Below are 22,459 nucleotides of genomic sequence, written 5' to 3' on the forward strand. Positions count from 1 at the left end.
TGAACTTACCTCTTGCGCGTTGCCAGGCAGCTTCGCTGCATAGATCATGGCGCGATAAAAGCCTTACCCAAACTAGGCTGGCTCCTGGCTTGTTCAGGTCAGGATGCGTTGTCCCGCATGGACCAGCAAGCGTAGAGAAAAGCCCAGTAACAACACTCCAGTCACTCGTTCAAACCAGGTCCCCATACGCAGAAAACGCTGGCGCACACCGGGATTGGTAAAGATCAGGCTGACCACAATAAACCAGCCCGCATTAACCAGACACATCCAGACGCCATAGAGCATTTGGGTCGTCAACGGTGTGCTGGCGCTGACTATCGTGGTAAATACGGCCAGAAAGAACAGTGTGGCTTTGGGGTTGGTGGCATTGGTCATAAAGCCTAAGGTCAGCGATTGACGCACACTGACGGCGGCTGGTTTGCCATTGTCGGATTCGGCCAGACTCACCTCCATGGGCGTACTGGCCTGGCGTAAAAACCCCCAACCTATATAGAGTAGATAGGCACCGCCCAACACTTCGGCCACGCTCATCAGCCAGGGAGTGGAGTGCAGCAGAGCGCCTACGCCCATCAAGGTGTAGATGACATGCACGGAGATTCCCGCGCCAATACCAATAGCTGTAGCAATGCCGGCTTGGCGACCTAGCCGCACACTTTGGCGGATGGTGACAGCGAAATCAGGCCCGGGGGCAATAACGGCTAAAAAATGAATCACGGCAAGAGTAGCGAATTCGGGCCAATAGGTTTGCAGCACATTAACTCCAAAAGGTCAGCGGCATGGCCGGGCCGCGATATCCCACAAAGCACGACAGGCTCAAACGCAAATCGCCCTTTCCAGGGGTGACAGCGTGCATTTTGCGAGAGTTGAAAATAATCAGATCGCCCGGACCGGGACATATCTGTACTTCAGGTGCGCCTAGTAAATCAGGATGGATGCCGTAGCTGTCGCCACGCATCTGATCAAATTCAGCAGGACTTAGTTCTGTTTTCCAGATCTGCAGTTCACCCCCTTGTTCGGGCATTTTCAAATACACATTGGCAGCCAACTGGCCTTGCAGACTGATGGCCTGATAACTACCGGGGGCGTCTTTCGCCAAAATATCGTGATGCGCCAGGAAATGGACGTCCGGCTGCACCACGCGCGACAAGCCCACATACATTTTTTTGCCGTACAGCGTCTCCAGTGTGGCCCCGGCGGGCCAGACCTCGTCCAGCGTGCAGCGCAGCACGTCAATCGGGGACAGGTAAGGCGCGCAGCGGCGGCGCAGCTCGTCAATATTGTCGAACACGCCTTCAAAATAAGACGCCATGCGCTCGGGCTGGTTTTCAGCTTCGTAAAACGCCATGCCAATACGGCCAATGCTGGGTGCATTCACATAGCGGTCAAAACCTTTATCAATGATTTGTGTCCCCAGCTTTTGTGAGGTGGGCGCATCAATGAACTGGGAGAGCCGAATTGCCAGGAGGTCGCCATTAAGCAGGGACTGCATATGCTCAGTCCGTAAACGTTCTGTCTCTAAATACATGTCTCACTTCCCTTTGGGGTTTTAAAAGAATTGTTTTTCTTTCCCAGTAATAGCTAAAAACAATAAACAGGCTTAATTTTTATTATTCATTAATCTAGTATTTCATAATGAACGCTGAGTTCATCCTTTTTGTTTTTGATACGGATTATTTTCAATCCATTTAATTCAGAGGTATTTTCAACATGCGTGCCGCCGCAAGGATAATGTCCCAGAGTTCCAATGGCGACTTGGCGTTTGTCATCTCGAAAGCTGATGGAAATGGGTTGCGCCAACTGGATCAGTTCTGCGCAGCGATCAGACAAATCATCCAGAAAAGGGGGTAGGGCATTTTTGGGGTTCAGAAATACAACCCGCGACTCGCCCCGCCAGTGATGGGCCTTGACGGCTTGCCAGCCCGTGCGTTCGATCAAATGGCCAATCATGTGGCCAGCGGTGTGCAAGCGTGCGTGTTGCAGACGGTGCACACGGTCTACTTGCAGTTCTACCGGGCCTAGGGGGAGGCGTACATGCAGGTAATGCAGCACATGGCCGTCACGGTTTTGAGCCACATGCAGAACCTCGTGACCATTTAGTGTGCCTTTATCGCAAGGTTGGCCACCGCCTTGGGGATGGAATAAGGTTTTATCCAGCCTGACAGCGTAGCGTTCATTTTCCGAGTGATAACACTCCAAGATTTTCGCCACGCAGGTAAGGCTATTGCTTGTCAAATATAATTTATCTTGCATTTTATTACCTGTAGGTTGGTTTTAAGGCATTGTAGGCATAGTGGACAGTCCTGATAATTGCAATTCAATGAAATAATTTATTCCCTATGAGCACAAGTAATCTCACTTCCCTGATGAGCGATATGGTGGTCTTTGTCAAAGTGGTAGAGACCGGCAGCTTTTCCGAGGCCTCTCGTCAGTTGGGCTATACCCCGTCTGCGGTCAGCCGCTCCATTGCACGCCTGGAGAAAGGGCTGGGGACGCGGGTACTGCAACGCACGACCCGAAAATTGCGCTTAAGTGACAGCGGTCAGGCGATTTACGAACACGCCCGCGACATGCTGTCTTGCGCGCAGGCGGCCATGGAAATCTCGGGGCAGTTTCAGACTGAACCGGAAGGGCAGATCCGCCTGAGCGTGCCCAAGGCCGTGGGGCATTTTCTGATTCATCCCCATATGCCGGATTTTCTGGCCGCCCATCCCAAAGTGAATGTCTTGATGAATCTGGATGATCGCTACGCAGACCTGATCGACGATCAGCTGGATTTGGCCATCCGTATCACCGATCAGCCGCCGCCTGGATTGATGGGTCGTCACCTGACCGATATTCGCCATGGTTTGTATGCCAGCCCGGCCTATCTGGCCGAGCACAGCATGCCCGCTCACCCGCAGCAGTTACGTGATCACAGCTGTATTTATTTAGGCGAGGCACCCAGCGATTCGCGCTGGCGTTTCAATAAAGGCGGGCGGGTGTTGAATGTGGCGGTGAAGGGGCGTTACGCGGCCAACCATACAGGCGTGCGTCTGGATGCGGTGGAGCGTGGCCTGGGAGTCGGCAGCTTGCCCTTTTTTGTGGCTAAAGAGCCGGAGCAAGAAGGGCGGATTGTGCGCGTTCTGGACGATTGGGAATTCCGCACGCAGTATTGCGGTGCGCTCTGGGCGTTGTATCCGCCCACCCGCCATCTACCTCCTAAGCTGCGCTTGTTTGTGGAGTTTCTGGCGGGACGTTTAGGGGGAGGCAGAGCGGAGGTCGGGGTGGCTCCGCTTTAGCGCGAGTCGTCCGAATGAATGTGCAGCGCCTCTAAAAAGCGCGACACCATATTGTAGGTAGCGATGGTGGCGGTCAGTTCTACGGTCAGGCGTTCATCAAAATACTGGCGTATGTCTTGAAACACGGCCTTATCTACTTGTACGTCGCGGGTCATGGCATCGGTGTAGGCCAGCACAGCGCACTGGGTAGGCGTGAATTGATCCGAGCCCTCCCAGTCGGGCAGGGCATCCAGTTGAGCCTGGCTCAGGCCTTCTGCCAGCGCGATAGGGGCATGTTGATCGGCCTCGTAAGGGGCACGATTCAATAAGGCTACGCGCATGATCACTAGTTCACGCAGGTCACCCGGCAAGCTGCTGTTGTGACGAATGCCAGTCAGGTGATTCAGCCAGCCTTTGGCAATTGGCGGGCTGTGCAGCAGCATCTGGTACAGGTGCAAGACGCTGCCGCGCTCAGCAATGATCTGTTCTACCAGTGGGGCGGCTTCGGGGGATTCTAGCTTGGCATAAGGCAGGCGGGCCATGGTTCTCCTTTATTCATAGTGGTGCTTGCGGCTGCTGCACTGGTTTGCGACTCAACGGACAAAACGTTCATCGCGCACAGATGGCAGCCTTTAGCAGGGTCGGTTTAACGAGGCAGAATGCTGTCCAGGGTGTGGGTCAGCCGTTCCACAATCTCGTGAATATCGGACTCGGTGCAGATGAAAGGCGGTGCCAGCAAAATATGATCGCCCTGCACACCGTCAATTGTGCCGCCCATCGGGTAGAGCATCAGCCCTTGGGCAAAGGCAAGCTGCTTGATTTTGGCATGGGTTTTCAGCCCAGGGTCCAGAGCTTGCTTGCTGGCTTTGTTTTGAACCAGTTCAATACCGACGAACAGGCCGCGACCACGTATATCGCCCACATTGGGGTGGTTGTCCAAGGCCTGATGCAGTTCCCGGCGTAATTGCTCCCCGCGCTGGCGTACGTTTTCCAGTAGCTGGTCTTGCTCAATCACCTTTTGTACTGCCAAGGCTCCGGCGCAGGCGGTGGCGTGTCCCATATAGGTATGGCCATGCTGGAAGAAGCCCGAGCCATTCAAGATGGCTTGATAAATCCGGTCACTGGCCAACATGGCTCCAATGGGCTGGTAGCCTGCACCCAAGCCTTTGGCAATCGCCATGATGTCAGGCACCACGCCATCTTCTTCGCAAGCAAACAGGTAGCCTGTGCGGCCCATGCCGGACATGACTTCGTCCAGAATCAGCAGGACACCGTGTTTATCGCAGACTTGGCGAATTTTCTTCCAGTAATCACCTACTGGAGCCAAAGCGCCTGCGGTCGCACCGACAACGGTTTCGCCTACAAAAGCCGCCACGTTTTGGGGCCCTAGGCTTTGAATCATGTCATCCAGCTCCTGGGCCAGACGGTCAGCGTATTGCTCGGCACTTTCATCGCTCTGCTGATCGCGGTAGGGATAGCAGGGCGAGACATGCTGGGCCTGTGCCAACAAGGGCAGAAAAGGTTTGCGACGCCATTCATTGCCGCCGATAGCGAGGGCACCCAGCGTATTGCCGTGATAGCTCTGACGACGTGCGATGAAGATATGACGTTCTGGCTGGCCGATCTCTACAAAATATTGTCGAGCCAGTTTCAGGCTGGCTTCCACGGCCTCAGAACCACCGGACAGAAAATACACATGGTCCAGATCACCCGGCGAGCGACGGGTTAAGAAATCTGCCAGATCTTCAGCAGCCTGACTGCTGAAAAAGGACGTGTGGGCGTAGGCAATCTGGTCCAGTTGCTGCTTGATGGCAGTAATAACAGCGGGGTGGCTATGACCCAGACAAGACACTGCCGCGCCACCACTGGCGTCTATATACGATTTTCCATTGCTGTCCACAATGTGGATGCCATCGCCTTTGACGGCGTAAGGCAGTGTTTGTTTGGGGTTGCGGTGAAACACGTGTGTCATGGCGCAGATCCAGAAAGTAGTCCCGAGGTGTTCTCAACGTATGTTGAATATATAATAATGCTTTCAACAAATAAATCATATCAACGGTGCTGAGGTGGGTGGATAAAGGCCTCACTGTTGCGTCCTGACTGCATTTGCGCCCGATATATACTGAGTGTCCCTTTTTAAAGCGTGTTGGCCCATGAATTCCTTGAGCACCCTGACTGAGCGTATCCAGGCCGCATTTGCCGCCATGTCGCCCCAGTTTCAGCAAAGCGCGCGCTATGTGCTGGACCATGCTGATCAGGTGCCGCTGATGTCCATGCGTCAGTTGGCCGCACAAGCCCAAGTACAACCTGCGACCTTGCTGCGCTTTGCGCAGTCCCTGGGCTTCGGTGGTTGGGCTGAGTTCAAGGCCGTATTTACGCAGGCCCTGCATGGGCAAGGAGCCCGGCGTTACGCTGATCAGGCTCGGGCTGTGGTGCGTAATCGCTGCAAAGAGGACCGGCTGGAGCAGGTGCTGACCGCACAAATGGATAATCTGACGCTGCTGCGAGAAGTGAACGAAGCGCGTTTACCGCCAGCAGTCGAGCTGCTTAACAAAGCCAAGCGGGTTTTTGTTGCTGGGTTTCGAGCTTCTTTTGCGCCGGCTTTTGCCTTCCATTATCAGTACCGTTTGTTTCGGCCTTCTATTGTGTTGCTGCGGGGCGAAGCAGGCACCCTGGACATGGATTTACGGGCTTTGCAAAAGGGCGATGTGTTGGTCTTGTTTGGTTTTGCCCCTTATTCCCACGAGGCCGTGCTGGCACATCGTGCCGCCCGACAGGCTAATGCACAAATTCTGTCGATTTGCGACAGCTTGCTTGCCCCTATTGCGCAGCAGGCGGATGCCACATTATTGTTTGGAACCGACAGCCCGTCTTTTTTTCCTTCTCTGGTTGCTGCCCAAGCGCTGGTGGAGGTCTTGCTGGAGCAGGTTCTGGCCAAAGCAGGCAGTCGTGCTGTAAGCGGTATTGAGTCGCTTGAAAATCAATTGCACCAATCGGGTGCCTACTGGAAATAGACGCGATGGCTAAGTTGTCCTATCTGGAGTTAAGTGGTGGTCCCAAAGAAATTGGCCATTCTTTGGGACGTTTCGGAGCCCCTGCAGTGCATGCCTATTTGCTGAGCTCAGCAGCATGGCAAGGCATCATGCAACATAAAGGGTCGGCTGTAGCCAGTGAACTGGCACAGTACACCGAGCGCTATTTCCCCCGAATATGGACCGAGCTCCAGGGCCTGGCATTAGGCCTGGAGCTCCCCTTTGATGACGTGTTTCTGTGGAACTGCCGGGGCGACCTGTGGGCCATGGCCCCGGACGGCTGCACCACCGTGCAGATGCCCGGCCAGGGCGAGCCCCGTCTGGTGCACAACGAAGACGGCGATCCAGGCTTTGCCGGCTATTGCGGGGTGGCTAAATTCATCCCTGACAGCGGTATGTCCTTTGTGTCTTTCTTGTACCCCGCGTCCCTGCCAGGACATAGCTTTGCCGTGACGCAGGCGGGTTTGGCCATGACCGTCAATAATGTGCGTGCCCGCCATGTGGCCCCTGGCGTACCGCGCATGGTCTTGACCCGTGCCATGCTGGATCAGCCAGATCTGGATCAGGCGGTCAGCCTCTTGCAGGATCACCCACGTTCGGGTGCGTTCCACTTGAGTCTGGCTCAGCGCGGTGATCCGCGTTTGTTTAGCGTGGAGTTCAGCGCCGAGGCCGTTTCGGTCCAGACCATCGAGCAAAATCGTCTGCATGCCAACCATGCCTTGCATGAAGCCATGCAAGGGTTTGAGCAGCGCATTACCCGTTCCTCCGAGTTTCGGCAGGAACGCGGTGATGAGATGCTGGCCCAGGCCGGGGCAGACCTTGACCCCTTGAAAGTACTGGCTGATCAGCACCATGCGGAATTTCCGATCTGGCGTTGTGCTCCTGACGATAGCGATGCGGAGAATACCTTGGCGACCGTGGACATTCAGGTGGGAAGTCTGTCATTGAAATGGCAGGTCTACGAAGACCCGACGGATCAGCCGGTGCTGAAATTCTCTGACATTACCCGTCTTGATCTTGCCTAAAAAGAAATAGGGCCCTGTTTTAGCAGGGCCCTATTCTTATTGTCGCTGTCTCTTGGTGAGTGTCAGCCTTTGTCTTGCTCGCCGCGTTTAGGCTCCCACAGCACGTCAGAGCGACCGACATGGCGGTTCAAGGTGCGCGCCAGCACAAATAGCAGATCCGATAGCCGGTTCAAATACAGACGCGGGCCATCCTGCGGCAAAGAGGCGGCTGGCACGGCTACGACTGTGCGCTCTGCCCGACGTGCGACACAGCGCAATACATGCGCTTGTGCAGCCGCTGGACTGCCGCCGGGCAAAATAAATTCTTTGAGTATGCCCAAGGGCTCGTTGTAGTGGCGAATGGCTTGATCCAGACGCTCTACATGGCTGCTGCCTATGACCTGATGGCCGGGAATACACAGCTCGGCACCCATATCGAACAAATCGTGCTGGATATCGGACAGCAGACTATCCACATCTTTGGGGAGCGCCATGCTGCGCAACACACCAATATGACTGTTGAGCTCGTCCACATCACCCAAGGCGTGAATCAGGGGAGCGGTTTTGGGCAGGCGGCTGCCATCCCCCAATCCGGTGGTACCGTCGTCCCCCGTGCGGGTGCTGATAATGGAAAGTCGTGTGGACATACTGGCCTTATGCCTCGGCAGGCTTGGGTGTGCCTTGGGCCAGATTGAGCAGGGCATCGCCGGTAACGCGAACGATACGCCACTCTTCCAGCACTTGGGCACCTTGGTATTTGTAAAAGTCGATCGCGTTCTGGTTCCAGTCCAGCACCACCCATTCCAGGCGACCACATTCTTGAGCGACCGCTAATTGAGCCAGATGGCGCAAGGCAGCTGCACCCAAGCCGTGTTTTCGGTGAGCGGGATCGATATACAAATCTTCCAGATAGATGCCGCGGCGATCCAAAAAACTGGAGTAGTTGTAAAACCACATAATGTAAGAAATTGGTGCGTCGGGCTGATCTTCCGGAGTGATGACCAGACAGTAAGCACTGGGCTCGTCTGAGAAGAAGCTGTTGCGCAGTGATTCGGCGCTGGCCTTGAAAATGTGTTCCAGTTTTTCAAAGGCGGCCATATCGCGCATTAGGCCCAAAACAGCCGGAATGTCAGCGGGGGTGGCTGGACGCAGCACATACCCTTTAATAAATTCGCTCATGCTTTTGCAAAGATTTAGCGTTATGCTTGATCGGAAACAGACGTAGTAAACGTCCGAAAATAGGCATTATGAGCTAATTGTTTAGCTCTGCCCAATTTGCAGGAGTGAAAGATGACGTGGACAAAACGAGGCGCGGCCTTGGCACTGGGAACTTTGGGTGTTGTGGCTGGCTCGGCATATGTCGTGGTTGCCCAGGCTCAAGAGGCCAGTGCATCGGGCGAAGTGCGCCGACTGGACGCTGAAGCTGGCAAGATCACCATCAAACATGGTGAGATCAGCGATCTTGAATTGCCCGCCATGACGCTGGTGTACAAGATTGATTCAGCCTTGCTGGCGAACATCAAGCCGGGCGACAAAGTTAAATTCACTGCCAAACGTGAGGGTGGTGATTACGTGGTCACCAAGATCAGCAAATAAGGCTGACTTGAACCATTGAATACCAAAACCGGGTTCGCCCGGTTTTTTCACGTCCGGCGTAGGTGATTTGCCAGCGTGTTCATGGATATTAGTTAGCTTTGTTGATCTTGCAGCGAGCAAGCTCGGCTTGTTCGGGCAGAGCCGGGTGAAGTATTGTGTTGAGTGGCTTGCTTGCTACGATGTTTGGTATTACCTGAGTCAGAATGAAAAAAGGGGCAGAGAAAATCTGCCCCTTTTTCATGTCTAGCAAAACCCGAACTTACAGCACGTAGCGCGCCAAATCCTGGCTGGCGACCGTTTCCTGCAACTGCTTGTTCACGTAATCCGCATCAATGACCACGTTTTGCTCACCATGGCTGCCGGCGCTGTAGGACAGCTCTTCCAGCAGTTTTTCCATGACGGTGTACAAGCGACGGGCGCCGATATTTTCAGTACGCTCGTTGACCTCGAACGCCAGCTCGGCCAGACGCTGGATGCCATCAGGACGGAAGTCCAGTTGCACCTCTTCAGTGTTCAGCAAAGCAGCGTATTGCTTGGTCAGGGAGGCGTCCGTGGCCGACAGAATCTGTACAAAATCCTGGGCGCTCAGCGATTCCAGCTCCACACGGATAGGGAAACGGCCTTGCAGTTCAGGAATCAGATCCGATGGGCGGGACAGGTGGAACGCACCCGAGGCAATGAACAGGATGTGATCAGTACGCACGACACCGTATTTGGTGGTGACGTTGGTGCCTTCAACCAAAGGCAGCAGGTCGCGTTGTACACCTTGGCGGGATACATCGCCACCACTGCCCTGGCTCTCGCCACGCGCGGTAATTTTGTCGATCTCGTCCAGGAACACAATGCCGTTCTGTTCTGCATTGGCCACCGCCGCCGTGCGCAAATCGTCTTCATTGACGCGACGGGCGGCTTCTTCTTCCGTCAGTTGTTTGAAGGCTTCTTTGACCGTCAGCTTGCGGGGCTTGGTTTTTTCCTGACCCATGCCGGAGAACATACCGCGCAATTGCTCGGTCATCTCTTCCATGCCGGGAGGAGCCATGATTTCCATGCGAGGCATGGCCTGAGTCATTTCGATCTCAATCTCGCTATCGTCCAGCTTGCCTTCACGCAAACGCTTGCGGAACACCTGGCGAGCAGAGTTGTCCTCGCGCAGGGGTTGGCCGTGGGCGTCGCGAGAGGGCGGCACCAGTACGTCCAGGATGCGGTCTTCAGCCGCTTCCTCGGCCTGGGTACGCACGCGGCGCATTTCGATTTCGCGGGTTTGCTTGACCGAGATATCCACCAGATCGCGGATGATGGTTTCAACGTCGCGGCCTACATAGCCCACTTCCGTGAACTTGGTGGCTTCGACCTTGATGAACGGTGCATTGGCCAGTTTGGCCAGACGACGGGCGATTTCGGTTTTACCTACGCCGGTGGGTCCGATCATCAAAATATTCTTGGGGACAATTTCGCTGCGCAGGGGCTCGGCAACCTGCTGGCGACGCCAGCGATTACGCAGGGCCACGGCCACGGAGCGCTTGGCCTTGCCCTGGCCAACGATATGCTTGTCCAGTTCGGAGACAATTTCTCCGGGAGTCATATTAGGTGTAGACATGGTGGGGTATCCGGCTGTCAGAGTGTTTCGACGATATGGTTCTGGTTGGTGTAGATACACAGATCGCCTGCAATCTCCAACGACTTTTTAACGATGTCGGCAGGGGCCATATCGGTGTTTTTCAGCAAGGCCATGGCGGCAGATTGGGCATAGGAGCCGCCGGAACCGATGGCAGCCAGGCCATGCTCGGGTTCAAGCACGTCGCCATTGCCGGTCAGCACCAGTGTGTGCTCTTTGTCCGCCACCAGCAGCATGGCTTCCAGACGGCGCAAAACGCGGTCGGTACGCCAGTCGCGTGTCAGCTCGACCGCAGCGCGCAGCAGGTTGCCCTGATGCTTTTCCAGCTTGGCCTCAAAGCGCTCTTGCAAGGTAAATGCGTCGGCCGTCGCACCGGCAAAACCGGCCAGGATGCTGTCGTTGTACAGTCGGCGAATTTTGCGGGCTGTGCCTTTGATGACAACATTGCCCAGCGTAACCTGACCATCGCCGCCAATGGCGACTTGATCGCCGCGACGTACACAGACAATAGTAGTGGCGTGAAATTGTTCCATGATTTCCTTCCGTTAAGATTCTCAGTTGGGGGCCGGGCAGGAAATTTCAAGCGCATGACAGAACGAAGTTTTTGTTTCAGCGTGTACTTGGGCTGGAAGCTGTGGATCAGGGGAGAGCGGCCAGCAGTTTGGAGCGGGTCGCATTGTGGCCTTGCGGGCAGTCACAAAAAAGCCCGCCAGAAAAATCAAGCGGGCTTTTTATCAGGGCGATAAGCCGTAGGGCCTTATCAGTCCCCAAACATCTTTTGACGCTTCTCGCGACGCTCTTGGGCTTCCAGGGACAGGTTAGCCGTTGGGCGTGCCAGCAAACGGGGCAGGCCGATAGGCTCGCCCGTTTCCTCACACCAGCCGTATTCGCCCGAATCGATCAGGGCGATGGACTGTTGCACTTTCTTGAGCAGCTTGCGTTCGCGGTCGCGGGTACGCAGCTCCAGAGCGTGTTCTTCTTCGATCGTGGCACGGTCAGCCGGGTCAGGAACGAACTGGGTTTCACGCAGGTTTTCCGTTGTGGCACCTGCGTTAGCCAGAATTTCCTGTTCAAGCTGGCGCAAGCGGTGCTTGAAAAACTCCAGCTGGGCGGCGTTCATGTAGTCTGACTCAGGCATCGCCAAAAGCTCCTGCTCGGTCAGCAGGGTTGTAGTACTGTCATGTGACTTAGTTGCCATGATGCTTACCTCTTGTTGACGTCTGGGAGCCTGTAACTGTCGTCACGCGCAATCGCTCCGCATTTACTGAATAAGTTTTCACTTCAAGCCAGGCAATTCTCCAAGCCCTGGGTGAAGATGTCTTGTGGCAATTTGCGGCCAATAAAGACCAGCTTGGTGCCTTTTTTATCTTTGGCCAGCCAGGCATTGCCAGGCTCGGCGCTCATCATCATGTGTACGCCTTGGAAAAGCATACGGCGATTGATGCCCTTCAGATACAGAATGCCTTTATAGCGCATCAGATCTGGTCCAAATACTTGGACAATCCCCGATAGGAAATCTTCCAGACGCTCGGGATCAAAAGGACGATCCGAACGGAACACGAAGGCTCCGATCTCGTCATTGTGAGCAGCGTGCTGGTGATGATGGTGGTGGCCGCAGCTTGGGCCGCAGTCGCCATCTTCATCGTGAGCATGATCGTGATGGTGATCATGACCATCATCTGCATCGGGGTGTTGTTCAGCCAGGAATTGTGGATCAATGTCCAAAATGGAGGTCAGGTTAAAACCGCTGACTTCCAGCAAATCCTTGATGTCGGTCTCACCGAAGTGAACCGGCGTAATGGTTGCTCGTGGATTAATGCGGATCAGACGGGCACGCAGGGCCTCGTAATCTACATCGTTGACCAGATCTTTTTTGGAGATCAGCAGGCGGTCCGCAAAACCCACTTGTTTCTGTGCTTCTTCTTGATTATCCAGCGTGGCCATGCCGTGTTTGGCGTCCACCACGGTGATGACTGCGTCCAGCCGATAGTAGTCGGCAATATCATCGTCCATGAAGAAGGTCTGGCAGACCGGGCCGGGGTTAGCCATGCCTGTGGTCTCGATGATGACGCGCTCGAACTTCAGTTCGCCCGCTTGGCGGCGAACACGCAAATCGTTCAGCGTGCGCATCAGGTCGCCGCGCACCGTGCAGCAGACGCAACCGTTGCTCAGCTCAACGATTTCTTCCTCGGAGTCTTGCACCAACAATTCATTGTCGATGCCCTCGGGCCCGAATTCGTTTTCGATGACGGCAATGCGTCGACCGTGATATTCGCTCAGGATGCGCTTGAGCAGCGTGGTTTTGCCAGCGCCCAAAAAACCAGTCAGAACAGTGACTGGAACCATGTTTTTCAGATCTGATGCCGCGTTCATAAACATGCCTCGCAGTGGCGGGCGAAAGGTACAAGGCACGGTTCCAACCGCGGCTTCCTGCACCCATCTGCTCCGCACGAAAACAACGTGCGATTACAGCACAGCCTTGCCTGTTGGGCAAACGGTGATCTGTAAAAATTCACAGAGGTTTGCCAATAGATCGGGGAATATATACTGATTGGCGGCAAAATACCACGTTTTAGGGGGCAGATAAGGGTTTTCGCTCGTTTTTAGCAGCAACACAACGCTGGCACAGACCACGTAATTCAGTTTCGTGGCCAGAGAGAGCAAAACCCGCCTCGCGTACGCAGTCGGCCAGTTTCTTGCTCAAGGCCGGAGCGCACAGTTCCACTACGGTGCCGCACTGGGTGCAGACAATCAGCAAATCGTGGGGGTGACCACCGGCATCCACACAAGCCGTCCAGGCATTGACGGCATCTAAGCGGTGGATCAGACCTTCTTCGGTCAGAAAGTCCAGAGCGCGGTAAACGGTGGGAGGTTTGGCGCCCGGCTGAAATTCACGAACCAGGTCCAGCAGTTCGTAGGCGCGCAAACTGCGCTGGGCCTGAATCAGGATTTCCAGCACCTGGCGTCGAATTGAAGTCAGCCGTTTACCGCGTTCCAGACAAAGCTGTTCAGCGGTAGCAAGCTGATCTTCAATGGCGTTGGGCGTAAGAATATGTACAGGCATGGCGCTTGATAGGGTGTTTGTTATGTTATAACATCTTTGGAAAAATAAATTCCCACTCTTGCCGCATTATCCCTGTTTCATGTCCTGTTCTCAATTTTCCTCGACTTCTCGCAGTCCGGCCCCCCGCCGTTCGCTCTTGCTGGCCTCGGCGTGGCAGCGTGTGCTGGGCGCTTTGTGCGTGGCCGCCGCCCTGTGGGCGATGACGGCCTGGGCATTGGGCGCGTGGTAAGAGCATGACGAACAATCAGACTTTGATCGAGCTGGATCATGTGGCGTTGGGCTGGAAAGACAAAATTGCCTTGCGGGACATTAGCGGCTGTTTCACCCGTGGCTCCCTGACAGCGATTGTCGGGCCTAATGGCGCAGGCAAGTCCACCTTACTTAAAGGGCTGACAGGGCAGATCAACCCCCTGAAAGGTCGCATCGCGCTTGATAGCGGTTTTCTGCATCAACTGGCCTTGCTGCCGCAGATGGGCGATCTGGATAAAAGCTTTCCTGTGACCGTGCATGATCTGGTCGCTATGGGCGCCTGGAAGCGTGTTGGCGCCTGGGGTGGTTTCCCCAAAGCAGAGCACGAGCGCATTGGCCATGCTTTGGAGCAGGTGGGCCTGGCCGACTTTGCACGACGCTCGATTGGCACCTTGTCAGGCGGACAATTACAGCGCGCCTTGTTTGCCCGCATGATCATGCAAGATGCCCAGATACTTTTGCTGGACGAGCCGTTTGCCGCGGTGGACCGCGCAACCTCGGATGAATTGATGAACCTGATTCTGGACTGGCACAAACAGGGCCGTACCGTGATGGCCGTGCTGCACGATCTGGATATGGTGCGCAGCTGTTTCCCGCAAACCGTGCTGTTGGCGGGGCAAGTGGTGGGCTGGGGTGAAACCGAAGCGGTGCTGACCCCGGAAAACCTGCATCTGGCTCGTCATCTGTGTGCAGGGGACTACTTATGATGGCGCTGATGGATGTGCTGTTAGGACCCTTCATCGAATTTGGATTCATGAAGCGGGCCTTGGCGGGGTCTTTCGCTTTGGCCGCTGCTGCTGGGCCCTTGGGTGTTTTCCTGGTATTGCGTCGCATGAGCCTGATGGGCGATGCCATGGCGCATGCCATCCTACCCGGTGTTGCTGTGGGCTTTCTGACCGCTGGTCTGTCTCTAAGCGCGATGGCCTTGGGCGGCATGATTACGGGTTTGGTCGTTGCCTTGCTGGCTGGCCTGGTGGCTCGCCTGACTCCCCAGCGTGAAGACGCCAGTTTTGCCGCTTTTTATCTGGTGTCTTTAGGGCTGGGAGTGCTGCTGGTTTCGCTGCGCGGCTCCAATATGGATTTGATTCATGTGCTGTTTGGCACTGTGCTGGGGCTGGATGACGCGTCCTTGCTACTGGTCACCAGCAGTACGACCGTCACGCTGATTATTCTGGCCCTGGTGTTCCGGCCTTTGGTGCTGGAGTGCATGGACCCGATCTTCCTGCGCACCCAAGGTGGTCGGGGTTCGGTCGTTCATATGCTGTTTTTGTTCATGTTGGTCATCACGCTGGTGGCTGGCTTCCAGGTTCTGGGGACCTTGATGGTGGTCGGGATTATGATGCTGCCCGCCGCTTCGGCCCGATTCTGGGTGTATTCCGTGGGACGCCAGATGTTGGTGGCGGCTGTGCTGGGCATGGTGAGTGCCTATCTGGGGCTGCTGTTCTCGTATTACTACAACGTGCCCGCCTCGCCCGCGATCATCCTGGCGGCGGGTGGCTTTTATTTTCTTTCTATCACCCTTGGCCCCCAAGGCGGTTTGCTGCGTGCTTATTCCCAATGGCGTGCACGGCGTCGGCGCATGGCCTCTCTTTTGGAGCACGATTGATGAAAATGCGAGACCTGTATTCTGGCCGTACGGTATTGGCCTTGGGTTTGCTGGCGGCCAGCCTGTCAGTGCAAGCTGAGCCTTTACGAGTGGTCAGCAGCTTTTCCATCTTGAACGATATGGTCAAGGAGATAGGCGGCGACAAGGTCATGGCCAGTACGATTGTGCCGGTCAATGGCGATGCCCACTCTTTTGAGCCGCGCCCCAGCGATGCCAAAACCTTGGCTAGTGCGCAGTTGCTGGTTATTAATGGCTTGGAATTTGAAACCTGGTTGCCTCGTTTGCAGCAGGCGGCGGGTTACAAAGGCCCGCAGATCGTGGCCACCGAGGGTATTACGCCTTTGGCTTTCGAGGGCGGGCAGGATGATCACGCTGATCATAGTCACGATCACGATCACGAGCCTGCGCATGACCATGATCATCAACATGTCCGCGCTGAAGAGGGTGAGCAGGCCCATAGTGACCATGCCCATAGCCATCAGCACGGCAGTCAGGACCCGCACGCTTGGCAGAGTCTGGGTTTGGCACAGATTTATGTACGCAATATCAGCAAAGGTCTGGAACAGGCAGACCCGGCCAATGCTGAGTACTACCAGCGCCGCGCTAAGGATTACGCACAGCGTATTCAGGAACTGGACGATTCCATCAAAACCCGCCTTCAAGCTGTGCCTGTAGAAAAGCGCAAGGTGATTACCTCGCACGATGCGTTTTCTTATATGGGTAAGGCGTACGACATTCGCTTTATCCCCTTGGTCGGTGTGTCCAGCCAAGCAGAGCCTTCGGCTCGTGATATTGCACAAATCATTCAGCTAGCACGCCGTGAGCAGATTCAGGCTATTTTTGTGGAAAACACCGTCAGCGCAAAGCTGGTGGAGCAAGTTGCTCGGGAAACTGGCGCGAAAGTGGGTGGCACTTTGTATTCCGATGCCTTGGGCGTCGCGGGTTCAGGGGTGGACACGTACTTGGGCATGATGCGCTCGAACACGGATCAGCTGATCAAAGCTTTGCAGCCCTGATTCATTCATCCGGCTTGTCGCTGGCCCGGTTCTTTCGTTGTGCCCGAGGGTGGGCCTGATCGTAAGCCTGGGCCAGATGCTGGAAATCCAGGCGGGTGTAAATCTGGGTGGTGGAGATATTGGTATGTCCCAATAGCTCCTGCACCGCCCGTAGATCCTGCGCCGATTGCAGCAAATGGCTGGCAAAGCTGTGACGCAAGCTATGCGGGTGTACATGCACAGGCAGGCCACTGGCACGGGCGTAGTTTTCCAACTCCTGCTGCACGACACGCGGGTGAATCCGCGCTCCGCGAGCACCTAGAAACAAGGCGGCACTGGCATCGGCGCTTATCGCCAGCGAGGCCAGGGCCGTTCGTTTTGTCAACCACTGCTGCAGAGCATTCAAGGCCTTTTCGCCGATGGGCAAACGGCGAACTTTGCCGCCTTTGCCGCTGACCAGCAGTTCACGATCATCCATTAATAGCCAGCTTTTAGACTGGTATTGAGAGTCTTGGTGATAGTGCGTATCCAGGCTGACCAGCTCAGACAAGCGCAGGCCACTGGAATAAAACAGTTCAAACATGGCCTGATTGCGCCAGCTGACCGGATCATCTTGTATGGGCGCGCTTGGCCGGTCCAATAATTGTTGGGTCTGGTCTACGGACAAGGCTTTGGGCAGGGGGCGGCCTATCTTGGGCGCTTTCAGGCTGGCTGCGGGATTCAAGGGCCAGCCCAATTCTTTGGTGCGAGATTGATAGTAGCCACGCCAGGCGGCCAGAATACGGGCCAGACTGCGTGGGGCCATACCTTGCGCATGTAAGCGAGCGGCAGCTTGCCTTAGTTGTGTTTGATTCAGCGTGTCGGGATCTATGCCGGGATGCTGCGCCAGCAAATGGCGCAGATCAGTTCGGTACGCACTGAGCGTGTGTTCCGAATAACGTTTTTCATGGCTTAGTTGATGCAGCCAGCGTTGCATGGCAGGACTGAGGGCCGGGGGGGCGGCTGGCTGCTCGGAGGGCTCCCCAGAAAGGGAGCGGTCTTGTTTTTTTAGGCCGGACATTCGCTTTGATTGACACTGCTAGGCTTGTGCAAACGCTGCAGCGCGGCGCTGCACAGCTCGCCAATCCCTTCCAGAAAATCTGTGCCCATATCAACCGTAAAACGACTGGCTTCGGGTGAGCCCAGAACCAGCAGGCCAAACAAAGTATTTGATTCAGGGCTCTTCAAGGGCACAATCGCAACAGACTGCGCATCTTGCTGCAAATTCGCCAGGAACTCCTGTTCGCGTCTAGTGCCGCAATAGGGGTCGATCAAGGTGTAGGCCCAGCTGACGAGCAGGTCATCTGCCAAAACTTCGTCGGGGTTCCAGCAGTGCAAGCGCACCACGGGCATTTCAAAAATGCGTTCCAGGCTGCTGCAAATCAGTTCAGGCAGGGCGCCGGGATCGGACTCAGCCAGCATCTGGCAGTTCCACTGGTGTAGCTGGCGCGAGATTTTCTCGTTTCCGCGTGCGTTCGCTACCAGGGTTGCCAGTTGGCGTTCCGTTTTCTTGCCGCGCTCACGCAGCAGCATGATCTGACGCTCGCCCAAGGAAATGGCGCGGCTTTGGTGCGGGTGGGGCACCATCAGTTTGGCAAAAATATCGGCGTGCGCATCGAAGAAATCAGGGTTGGCTTTCAAAAACTGGGCCACTTCCACGGCGCTAAGGCTGTTGGGGGTATCCATGTCTAGAAGGTTTCCTTTCTGGCTAGGGACGCACACAGCGCGTCTATATCGACTTGTCCGGTAAAGACAGTTTGGACCGGGCCGCTCATGCGTAGTGTCTGCCCGTCCCATTCAATGCGCAAACTGCCTCCACGAGTATCTACGACAACCGGGCTTTGGAGCAATCCCCGGCGTATGCCGGCTACCACAGCCGCGCAAGCGCCGGTGCCGCAGGCCAGGGTCTCGCCTGCACCCCGTTCATAGACACGCAGCTTGATGTGATGAGGGTCTACAATCTGCATGAAACCCGCATTCACTTTGTTGGCAAAGCGGGGGTGTGACTCGATGAAAGGGCCTACAGTCGCAACCGGTGCCTGCTTCACATCGTCTACGACTTGCACCGCATGGGGGTTGGAAATGGACACCAGTGATAGGGCTACTGGCTCAGTTTGATCTGGTACAGGCAGCAGCCACAGCGTATCTTGGCCTTGGCTGCCTTGTTTTAGATTAGAGCTATCGAAACCCAGATCGGCAGGAGCAAAGCGGGTTGTTCCCATCATGACCTCTACACCGCGTTGCGGGTCGTCGTTCAGGGTAATGATGCCCGTGCGGATCTGGGCTTGAAGAGGGTTGGCCGACGATAGGCCTTGTTCATGCACAAAGCGGACAAAGCAGCGTGCACCGTTGCCGCAGTGTTCGACTTCACCGCCGTCTGCATTAAAAATGCGATAGCGGAAATCGGCTTTCGGTACGGTGGCCGTTTCAACCAGCAAGATCTGATCAGCCCCAATGCCAAAGTGGCGATCTGCCAGGGCCCGGGCCCGTTCGGGCGTCATTTCTATGCGCTGCGTTACGCCATCCAGCATGACAAAATCATTGCCCGCCCCGTGCATTTTGCTGAAACGCCAAAGCGGGGAAGCGGACTGGGGGGCGGTAGGGCTGTTCATGATTGTGTCTAGTAGATGCCGGGTTGGCCGTCAGGCCGTGTTTTGAAGCGTCGATGTACCCAATAATACTGCGGTGGGTCCTCACGCACATATTTTTCAATCAGGGCATTCATCCGTCCTGTGGCTTCTTCCAGAGAGCCTTCTCCGGGGAAGTCGGACATGGGTTCCAGCACCTGAATATGGTAGTGGCCGGTCTGCGCATCCAAGCGGGAAATCACCGGAATCACCAGGGCATCTTGATTACGGGCAATCTGGGCGGTGGATAACAGGGTGGCGGCAGGCACCTTGAAAAAAGGCACAAAGGCTGAGCCTTTACTGCCGAAATCCATATCGGGCAGGTAATAGATAGGCTGGCCTTTTTGCAGCGCGCGCATCAAGCCACGAATACCGTCCTTGCGGGAAATCAGCGGAACCGAGGAAAAACGGCTGCGGCCTTCATACATCAAACGATCCACGTGAGGATCGCGCTGTGGGGTGTAAAAGGCCACCAAAGGTGAGATCGACATGGACAGCCTGGTGCCTGCAGCATCCATACCCAGAAAATGGGGTACCAGCAGCATGACTTTGCGCCCTTGCTCCAGCGCTTGGGTAATGTGTTCTTCGCCTGTCAGGTGCAGCGTGTTCAAAATGGTGCTGGGCAAGCCAAACCAGAGCAGGCCGCGATCCAGATAGGACTGCGCCAGTAGCCGAAAGTGCTGCTTCTCCCATTCCCGCCGGGTGCTTTCCGGGGTGTCGGGAAAGCAGAGGTCCAGATTGGTACGCACGATGTGACGGCGGCGCGAGGCCAGACGATGTACCAATCCACCTAATACGGTCCCCCAACGCTGACGCGTACGTACCGAGGCGCGGCCAAAGTAGGAAAAAATAGATTTGAGCAGCGGGTAGGAATTAAAACTCATGGTGTGGCATCGCCAGGCAAAGGGGGCGCATCATGCGGAACCTTGTAGCGGTTGTAGGCCCAGAGGTATTGGGTTGGAAAGCGCCGGATCAAGGTCTCCATGGAGGCATTGATCAAGGTGGCCAGTTCAGTAGGATCTTCAGGCAAGGGCTCAGGCAAACGGAATGTGTGAATGTGAAAGCCACGGCCTTTGGACAGACGCTCTGTTGCCGTCACGATGACGGGCACATTGGACTGGCGGGCCAGTTTGCCAGCCAGGGTCATGGTCAGGGCAGGGCGCCCGAAGAATGGGGCCCAGACACCATCCCCTCCGCTGGGGACCTGATCGGGCAGCATGCCCACTGATTCGCCTCGGCGAAACGTACGGACAAGTTCGCGTACGCCTTTGATATTGGCCGGTACGGCATGCATACCCGGTAACTCGCGCGACTCCACCATCAAGGGCTCCAGAAAAGCCTGACGGGGCGGGCGGAACATAGCGGTCATCGGGCCCAGGCCCACATAATAGCGAGCAATCATCTCAAAGCAGCCTAGGTGCGGGGTCAGGTACAGAACGCCTCGGCCTTCGGCATGGGTTGCCTGTATCAAGGGCAGATTGTCGATCGTGCAGCGGTCTCGACAGGCTTGTGGATACAGCCAGACACGGGGGGTTTCCAGAATCATGGCGCCAGCTTGTCCGGCAGCTTGTCGGAAGAACGCAGGTGAATCGTAGCCCGCCTGCCGACAGTTACTTTGCAGACGGCGGCGATAGCGCCCGGGAAAGGCGTAAACCAGTCGGCCTATGACATTACCGAGCGCATGCAGGACAGGTAAAGGCAGGCGAGCCATCAGACGCAAGAGAGCCACTAGCATGGGCCAGACAATCCTTTAATGTGAAGTTTTGCTGAAATGATTATGTATTTTCGCTTAAAATGCATTCTATCGCTGAGTTAAACGACAACTTGCGGAGCGATCGGGCAGCAAACTGCCCACCATAAACCGCTAAAGCGTCGCGCCCCGTCTATCGTATCCACATCGCTGGCTTCGAGGTGCAACGCAGTTTGTTCAACCTCGTGCTGACTATCAGCCCTTACCCAAGGAAGCTACGCTGTGGTAAACAACGACTTTCTCTTTACTTCCGAATCCGTCTCTGAAGGCCATCCTGATAAGGTCGCCGATCAGATTTCTGACGCTATCCTGGACGCTATTTTCGAGCAAGACCCTCAGGCGCGTGTTGCCGCTGAGACCTTGTGCAATACCGGTCTGGTTGTGCTGGCGGGTGAAATCACCACGCATGCCAACGTGGACTATATCCAGGTGGCGCGCGACACCATCAAACGTATTGGCTATGACAATGGCGACTACGGCATTGATTACAAGTCGTGCGCCGTTTTGGTGGCCTACGACAAGCAATCGCCCGATATCGCCCAAGGCGTGGATCGCAGCCCTGAAGAGCTGCTGAACCAAGGCGCTGGCGACCAGGGCCTGATGTTTGGCTACGCGTGCGACGAAACCCCTGATCTGATGCCTGCTCCCATCTGGTACGCCCACCGTCTGGTGCAGCGTCAGAGCGAGCTGCGCAAAGATGGTCGCCTGGCCTGGTTGCGTCCCGACGCCAAATCTCAGGTGACCTTCCGCTACGTGGATGGCCGTCCTACCGAAGTCGACACCGTGGTGTTGTCCACTCAGCACGCTCCTGAAATGTCCCAGAAAGACATTCACGAAGCCGTGATCGAACACATCATTCGTCCGTGCTTCCCGTCGGATCTGTTGACCGACAAGACCCGTTTCCTGGTGAACCCCACCGGCAAATTCGTTATTGGCGGTCCACAAGGCGATTGCGGCCTGACCGGTCGCAAGATCATCGTGGACACCTACGGTGGCGCATGCCCGCACGGTGGTGGTGCTTTCTCCGGTAAAGACCCTTCCAAAGTCGACCGCTCCGCCGCCTATGCGGCGCGTTACGTGGCCAAGAATATTGTGGCTGCGGGTCTGGCGCGTCAGTGTCAGGTGCAACTGAGCTACGCCATCGGCGTGGCCGAGCCTATCAATATCACCATTTACACCGAAGGCACCGGCGTGATCTCGGATACCGAAATCGCCAAACTGGTGCGTCAGCATTTCGATCTGCGCCCACGTGGCATTATCGACATGCTGGACCTGCAGCGCCCCATCTACACCAAGACGGCAGCCTACGGTCACTTCGGTCGCAGCGAGCCCGAGTTCAGCTGGGAAGCCACCGATAAAGCGCAGACTTTGCGTCAGGCGATCTAAGCCACCGTTTTATCGGGCTACCAGAGCCTTGATAGGGAAAAGCCAGTCAGTTGCATCTGACTGGCTTTTTTTTGCGAGTTCATTCTGTGCCGAAAACCCATGAGGAACAATAAGCACAACGGGTAGAGAGGGTATGCCGGTCACTGACGTACAGAAGGAAAAAATCCTAAAGCAAGCTGGTTTTCACGATAAAAATATCAGCCTTTCCCCCGCTGGGCGTCTTCCCAAGACGAGCCAAA

Annotated in this window: 26 protein-coding genes; 9 read left to right on the forward strand and 17 right to left on the reverse strand. The window is 55.7% G+C overall.

Annotation, left to right across the window (positions count from 1 at the left end):
* Window positions 1-93: 93 nt before the first annotated feature.
* The 3 genes from IE156_RS05635 to IE156_RS05645 form a co-directional block, all read right to left on the reverse strand.
* A complete protein-coding gene (locus tag IE156_RS05635) occupies window positions 94-753 on the reverse strand; it encodes a LysE family translocator (protein ID WP_308430469.1) in 660 nt (219 codons plus the stop codon).
* Between the two features lies 1 nt (window position 754).
* Window positions 755-1,525, reverse strand: a complete 771-nt coding sequence (locus IE156_RS05640) for a 2OG-Fe(II)-dependent halogenase WelO5 family protein (RefSeq protein ID WP_189391567.1) — start codon at window positions 1,523-1,525, stop codon at window positions 755-757.
* Window positions 1,526-1,614: 89 nt separating this feature from the next.
* Entirely contained in the window at window positions 1,615-2,250 is a 636-nt protein-coding gene (locus IE156_RS05645) for an alanyl-tRNA editing protein (protein ID WP_189391568.1), read from the reverse strand.
* An 86-nt stretch (window positions 2,251-2,336) separates the two neighbouring features.
* Here IE156_RS05645 and IE156_RS05650 point away from each other — a divergent pair, with 86 nt between their 5' ends.
* Window positions 2,337-3,278 (forward strand): LysR family transcriptional regulator, encoded by a 942-nt coding sequence (locus tag IE156_RS05650; RefSeq protein WP_189391569.1) that lies wholly within the window; start codon window positions 2,337-2,339, stop codon window positions 3,276-3,278.
* On the opposite strand, the gene IE156_RS05655 is transcribed toward IE156_RS05650, so the two are convergent.
* A complete protein-coding gene (locus IE156_RS05655; protein WP_189391570.1) occupies window positions 3,275-3,799 on the reverse strand; it encodes a carboxymuconolactone decarboxylase family protein in 525 nt (174 codons plus the stop codon). The two genes, IE156_RS05650 and IE156_RS05655, sit on opposite strands and share 4 nt — an antisense overlap.
* 104 nt (window positions 3,800-3,903) lie before the next feature.
* Window positions 3,904-5,229: an aspartate aminotransferase family protein gene (locus IE156_RS05660; protein WP_189391571.1), complete on the reverse strand. Its 1,326-nt coding sequence runs from the start codon at window positions 5,227-5,229 to the stop codon at window positions 3,904-3,906.
* A 181-nt stretch (window positions 5,230-5,410) separates the two neighbouring features.
* On the opposite strand from IE156_RS05660, the gene IE156_RS05665 reads away from it, so the two are divergent.
* Window positions 5,411-6,271, forward strand: coding sequence for a MurR/RpiR family transcriptional regulator (locus IE156_RS05665; protein WP_189391572.1), 861 nt, complete (start codon window positions 5,411-5,413; stop codon window positions 6,269-6,271).
* A gap of 5 nt (window positions 6,272-6,276) precedes the next feature.
* Window positions 6,277-7,314, forward strand: coding sequence for a C45 family autoproteolytic acyltransferase/hydrolase (locus IE156_RS05670; RefSeq protein ID WP_189391573.1), 1,038 nt, complete (start codon window positions 6,277-6,279; stop codon window positions 7,312-7,314).
* A gap of 62 nt (window positions 7,315-7,376) precedes the next feature.
* On the opposite strand, the gene IE156_RS05675 is transcribed toward IE156_RS05670, so the two are convergent.
* Both IE156_RS05675 and IE156_RS05680 read right to left on the reverse strand, forming a co-directional pair.
* Window positions 7,377-7,940 carry a cob(I)yrinic acid a,c-diamide adenosyltransferase gene (locus IE156_RS05675; RefSeq protein ID WP_189391574.1) on the reverse strand — a complete coding sequence of 188 codons (564 nt, stop codon included), beginning with the start codon at window positions 7,938-7,940 and terminating at the stop codon, window positions 7,377-7,379.
* Between the two features lie 7 nt (window positions 7,941-7,947).
* Window positions 7,948-8,472 carry a GNAT family N-acetyltransferase gene (locus tag IE156_RS05680; RefSeq protein ID WP_189391575.1) on the reverse strand — a complete coding sequence of 175 codons (525 nt, stop codon included), beginning with the start codon at window positions 8,470-8,472 and terminating at the stop codon, window positions 7,948-7,950.
* A gap of 111 nt (window positions 8,473-8,583) precedes the next feature.
* Here IE156_RS05680 and IE156_RS05685 point away from each other — a divergent pair, with 111 nt between their 5' ends.
* The gene (locus tag IE156_RS05685) at window positions 8,584-8,889 is read left to right on the forward strand and encodes a copper-binding protein (protein ID WP_189391576.1); all 306 of its coding nucleotides are present in this window, start codon (window positions 8,584-8,586) and stop codon (window positions 8,887-8,889) included.
* Window positions 8,890-9,148: 259 nt separating this feature from the next.
* Here the strand turns inward: IE156_RS05685 and hslU are convergent, their stop codons facing one another.
* From hslU to IE156_RS05710, 5 genes are all read right to left on the reverse strand, one after another.
* A complete protein-coding gene (gene hslU, locus IE156_RS05690) occupies window positions 9,149-10,486 on the reverse strand; it encodes an ATP-dependent protease ATPase subunit HslU (RefSeq protein WP_189391577.1) in 1,338 nt (445 codons plus the stop codon).
* 17 nt (window positions 10,487-10,503) lie between these two features.
* Window positions 10,504-11,037 carry an ATP-dependent protease subunit HslV gene (gene hslV, locus IE156_RS05695; RefSeq protein ID WP_189391578.1) on the reverse strand — a complete coding sequence of 178 codons (534 nt, stop codon included), beginning with the start codon at window positions 11,035-11,037 and terminating at the stop codon, window positions 10,504-10,506.
* Window positions 11,038-11,264: 227 nt separating this feature from the next.
* A complete protein-coding gene (gene dksA / locus IE156_RS05700) occupies window positions 11,265-11,702 on the reverse strand; it encodes an RNA polymerase-binding protein DksA (RefSeq protein WP_042488105.1) in 438 nt (145 codons plus the stop codon).
* 83 nt (window positions 11,703-11,785) lie between these two features.
* On the reverse strand, window positions 11,786-12,877 hold the full coding sequence (locus tag IE156_RS05705; RefSeq protein ID WP_189391579.1) for a CobW family GTP-binding protein: 1,092 nt from the start codon (window positions 12,875-12,877) through the stop codon (window positions 11,786-11,788).
* A gap of 199 nt (window positions 12,878-13,076) precedes the next feature.
* Complete coding sequence (locus IE156_RS05710) at window positions 13,077-13,568, reverse strand: Fur family transcriptional regulator (protein ID WP_189391580.1); 492 nt, start codon at window positions 13,566-13,568, stop codon at window positions 13,077-13,079.
* 79 nt (window positions 13,569-13,647) lie between these two features.
* Here IE156_RS05710 and IE156_RS05715 point away from each other — a divergent pair, with 79 nt between their 5' ends.
* Genes IE156_RS05715 through IE156_RS05730 form a run of 4 tightly spaced genes read left to right on the forward strand, consistent with a single transcriptional unit; the run spans window position 13,648 to window position 16,439 of the window.
* Window positions 13,648-13,797, forward strand: coding sequence for a hypothetical protein (locus IE156_RS05715; protein ID WP_189391581.1), 150 nt, complete (start codon window positions 13,648-13,650; stop codon window positions 13,795-13,797).
* A 4-nt stretch (window positions 13,798-13,801) separates the two neighbouring features.
* On the forward strand, window positions 13,802-14,524 hold the full coding sequence (locus IE156_RS05720) for a metal ABC transporter ATP-binding protein (RefSeq protein ID WP_189391582.1): 723 nt from the start codon (window positions 13,802-13,804) through the stop codon (window positions 14,522-14,524).
* The gene (locus IE156_RS05725; protein WP_189392226.1) at window positions 14,524-15,423 is read left to right on the forward strand and encodes a metal ABC transporter permease; all 900 of its coding nucleotides are present in this window, start codon (window positions 14,524-14,526) and stop codon (window positions 15,421-15,423) included. The genes IE156_RS05720 and IE156_RS05725 overlap by 1 nt, the downstream gene beginning before the upstream one ends.
* A complete protein-coding gene (locus tag IE156_RS05730) occupies window positions 15,423-16,439 on the forward strand; it encodes a metal ABC transporter substrate-binding protein (protein WP_189391583.1) in 1,017 nt (338 codons plus the stop codon). The genes IE156_RS05725 and IE156_RS05730 overlap by 1 nt, the downstream gene beginning before the upstream one ends.
* 1 nt (window position 16,440) lies before the next feature.
* Here the strand turns inward: IE156_RS05730 and IE156_RS05735 are convergent, their stop codons facing one another.
* Genes IE156_RS05735 through IE156_RS05755 form a run of 5 tightly spaced genes read right to left on the reverse strand, consistent with a single transcriptional unit; the run spans window position 16,441 to window position 20,819 of the window.
* A complete protein-coding gene (locus IE156_RS05735; RefSeq protein WP_189391584.1) occupies window positions 16,441-17,478 on the reverse strand; it encodes a tyrosine recombinase XerC in 1,038 nt (345 codons plus the stop codon).
* Window positions 17,466-18,143 (reverse strand): DUF484 family protein, encoded by a 678-nt coding sequence (locus IE156_RS05740; protein ID WP_189391585.1) that lies wholly within the window; start codon window positions 18,141-18,143, stop codon window positions 17,466-17,468. Before IE156_RS05740 ends, IE156_RS05735 begins: the two co-directional genes overlap by 13 nt.
* Before the next feature lie 2 nt (window positions 18,144-18,145).
* Window positions 18,146-19,069 carry a diaminopimelate epimerase gene (dapF, locus tag IE156_RS05745; RefSeq protein WP_189391586.1) on the reverse strand — a complete coding sequence of 308 codons (924 nt, stop codon included), beginning with the start codon at window positions 19,067-19,069 and terminating at the stop codon, window positions 18,146-18,148.
* 8 nt (window positions 19,070-19,077) lie between these two features.
* Window positions 19,078-19,968, reverse strand: coding sequence for a lysophospholipid acyltransferase family protein (locus IE156_RS05750; RefSeq protein ID WP_189391587.1), 891 nt, complete (start codon window positions 19,966-19,968; stop codon window positions 19,078-19,080).
* Entirely contained in the window at window positions 19,965-20,819 is an 855-nt protein-coding gene (locus tag IE156_RS05755; RefSeq protein ID WP_189391588.1) for a lysophospholipid acyltransferase family protein, read from the reverse strand. The genes IE156_RS05750 and IE156_RS05755 overlap by 4 nt, the downstream gene beginning before the upstream one ends.
* A gap of 237 nt (window positions 20,820-21,056) precedes the next feature.
* On the opposite strand from IE156_RS05755, the gene metK reads away from it, so the two are divergent.
* Window positions 21,057-22,220: a methionine adenosyltransferase gene (metK, locus tag IE156_RS05760; protein WP_189391589.1), complete on the forward strand. Its 1,164-nt coding sequence runs from the start codon at window positions 21,057-21,059 to the stop codon at window positions 22,218-22,220.
* The last annotated feature ends 239 nt before the right edge of the window (window positions 22,221-22,459 follow it).

Source organism: Alcaligenes pakistanensis (genome assembly GCF_014652815.1).
In the GTDB taxonomy this organism is placed as follows: Bacteria; Pseudomonadota; Gammaproteobacteria; order Burkholderiales; family Burkholderiaceae_B; genus Alcaligenes; species Alcaligenes pakistanensis.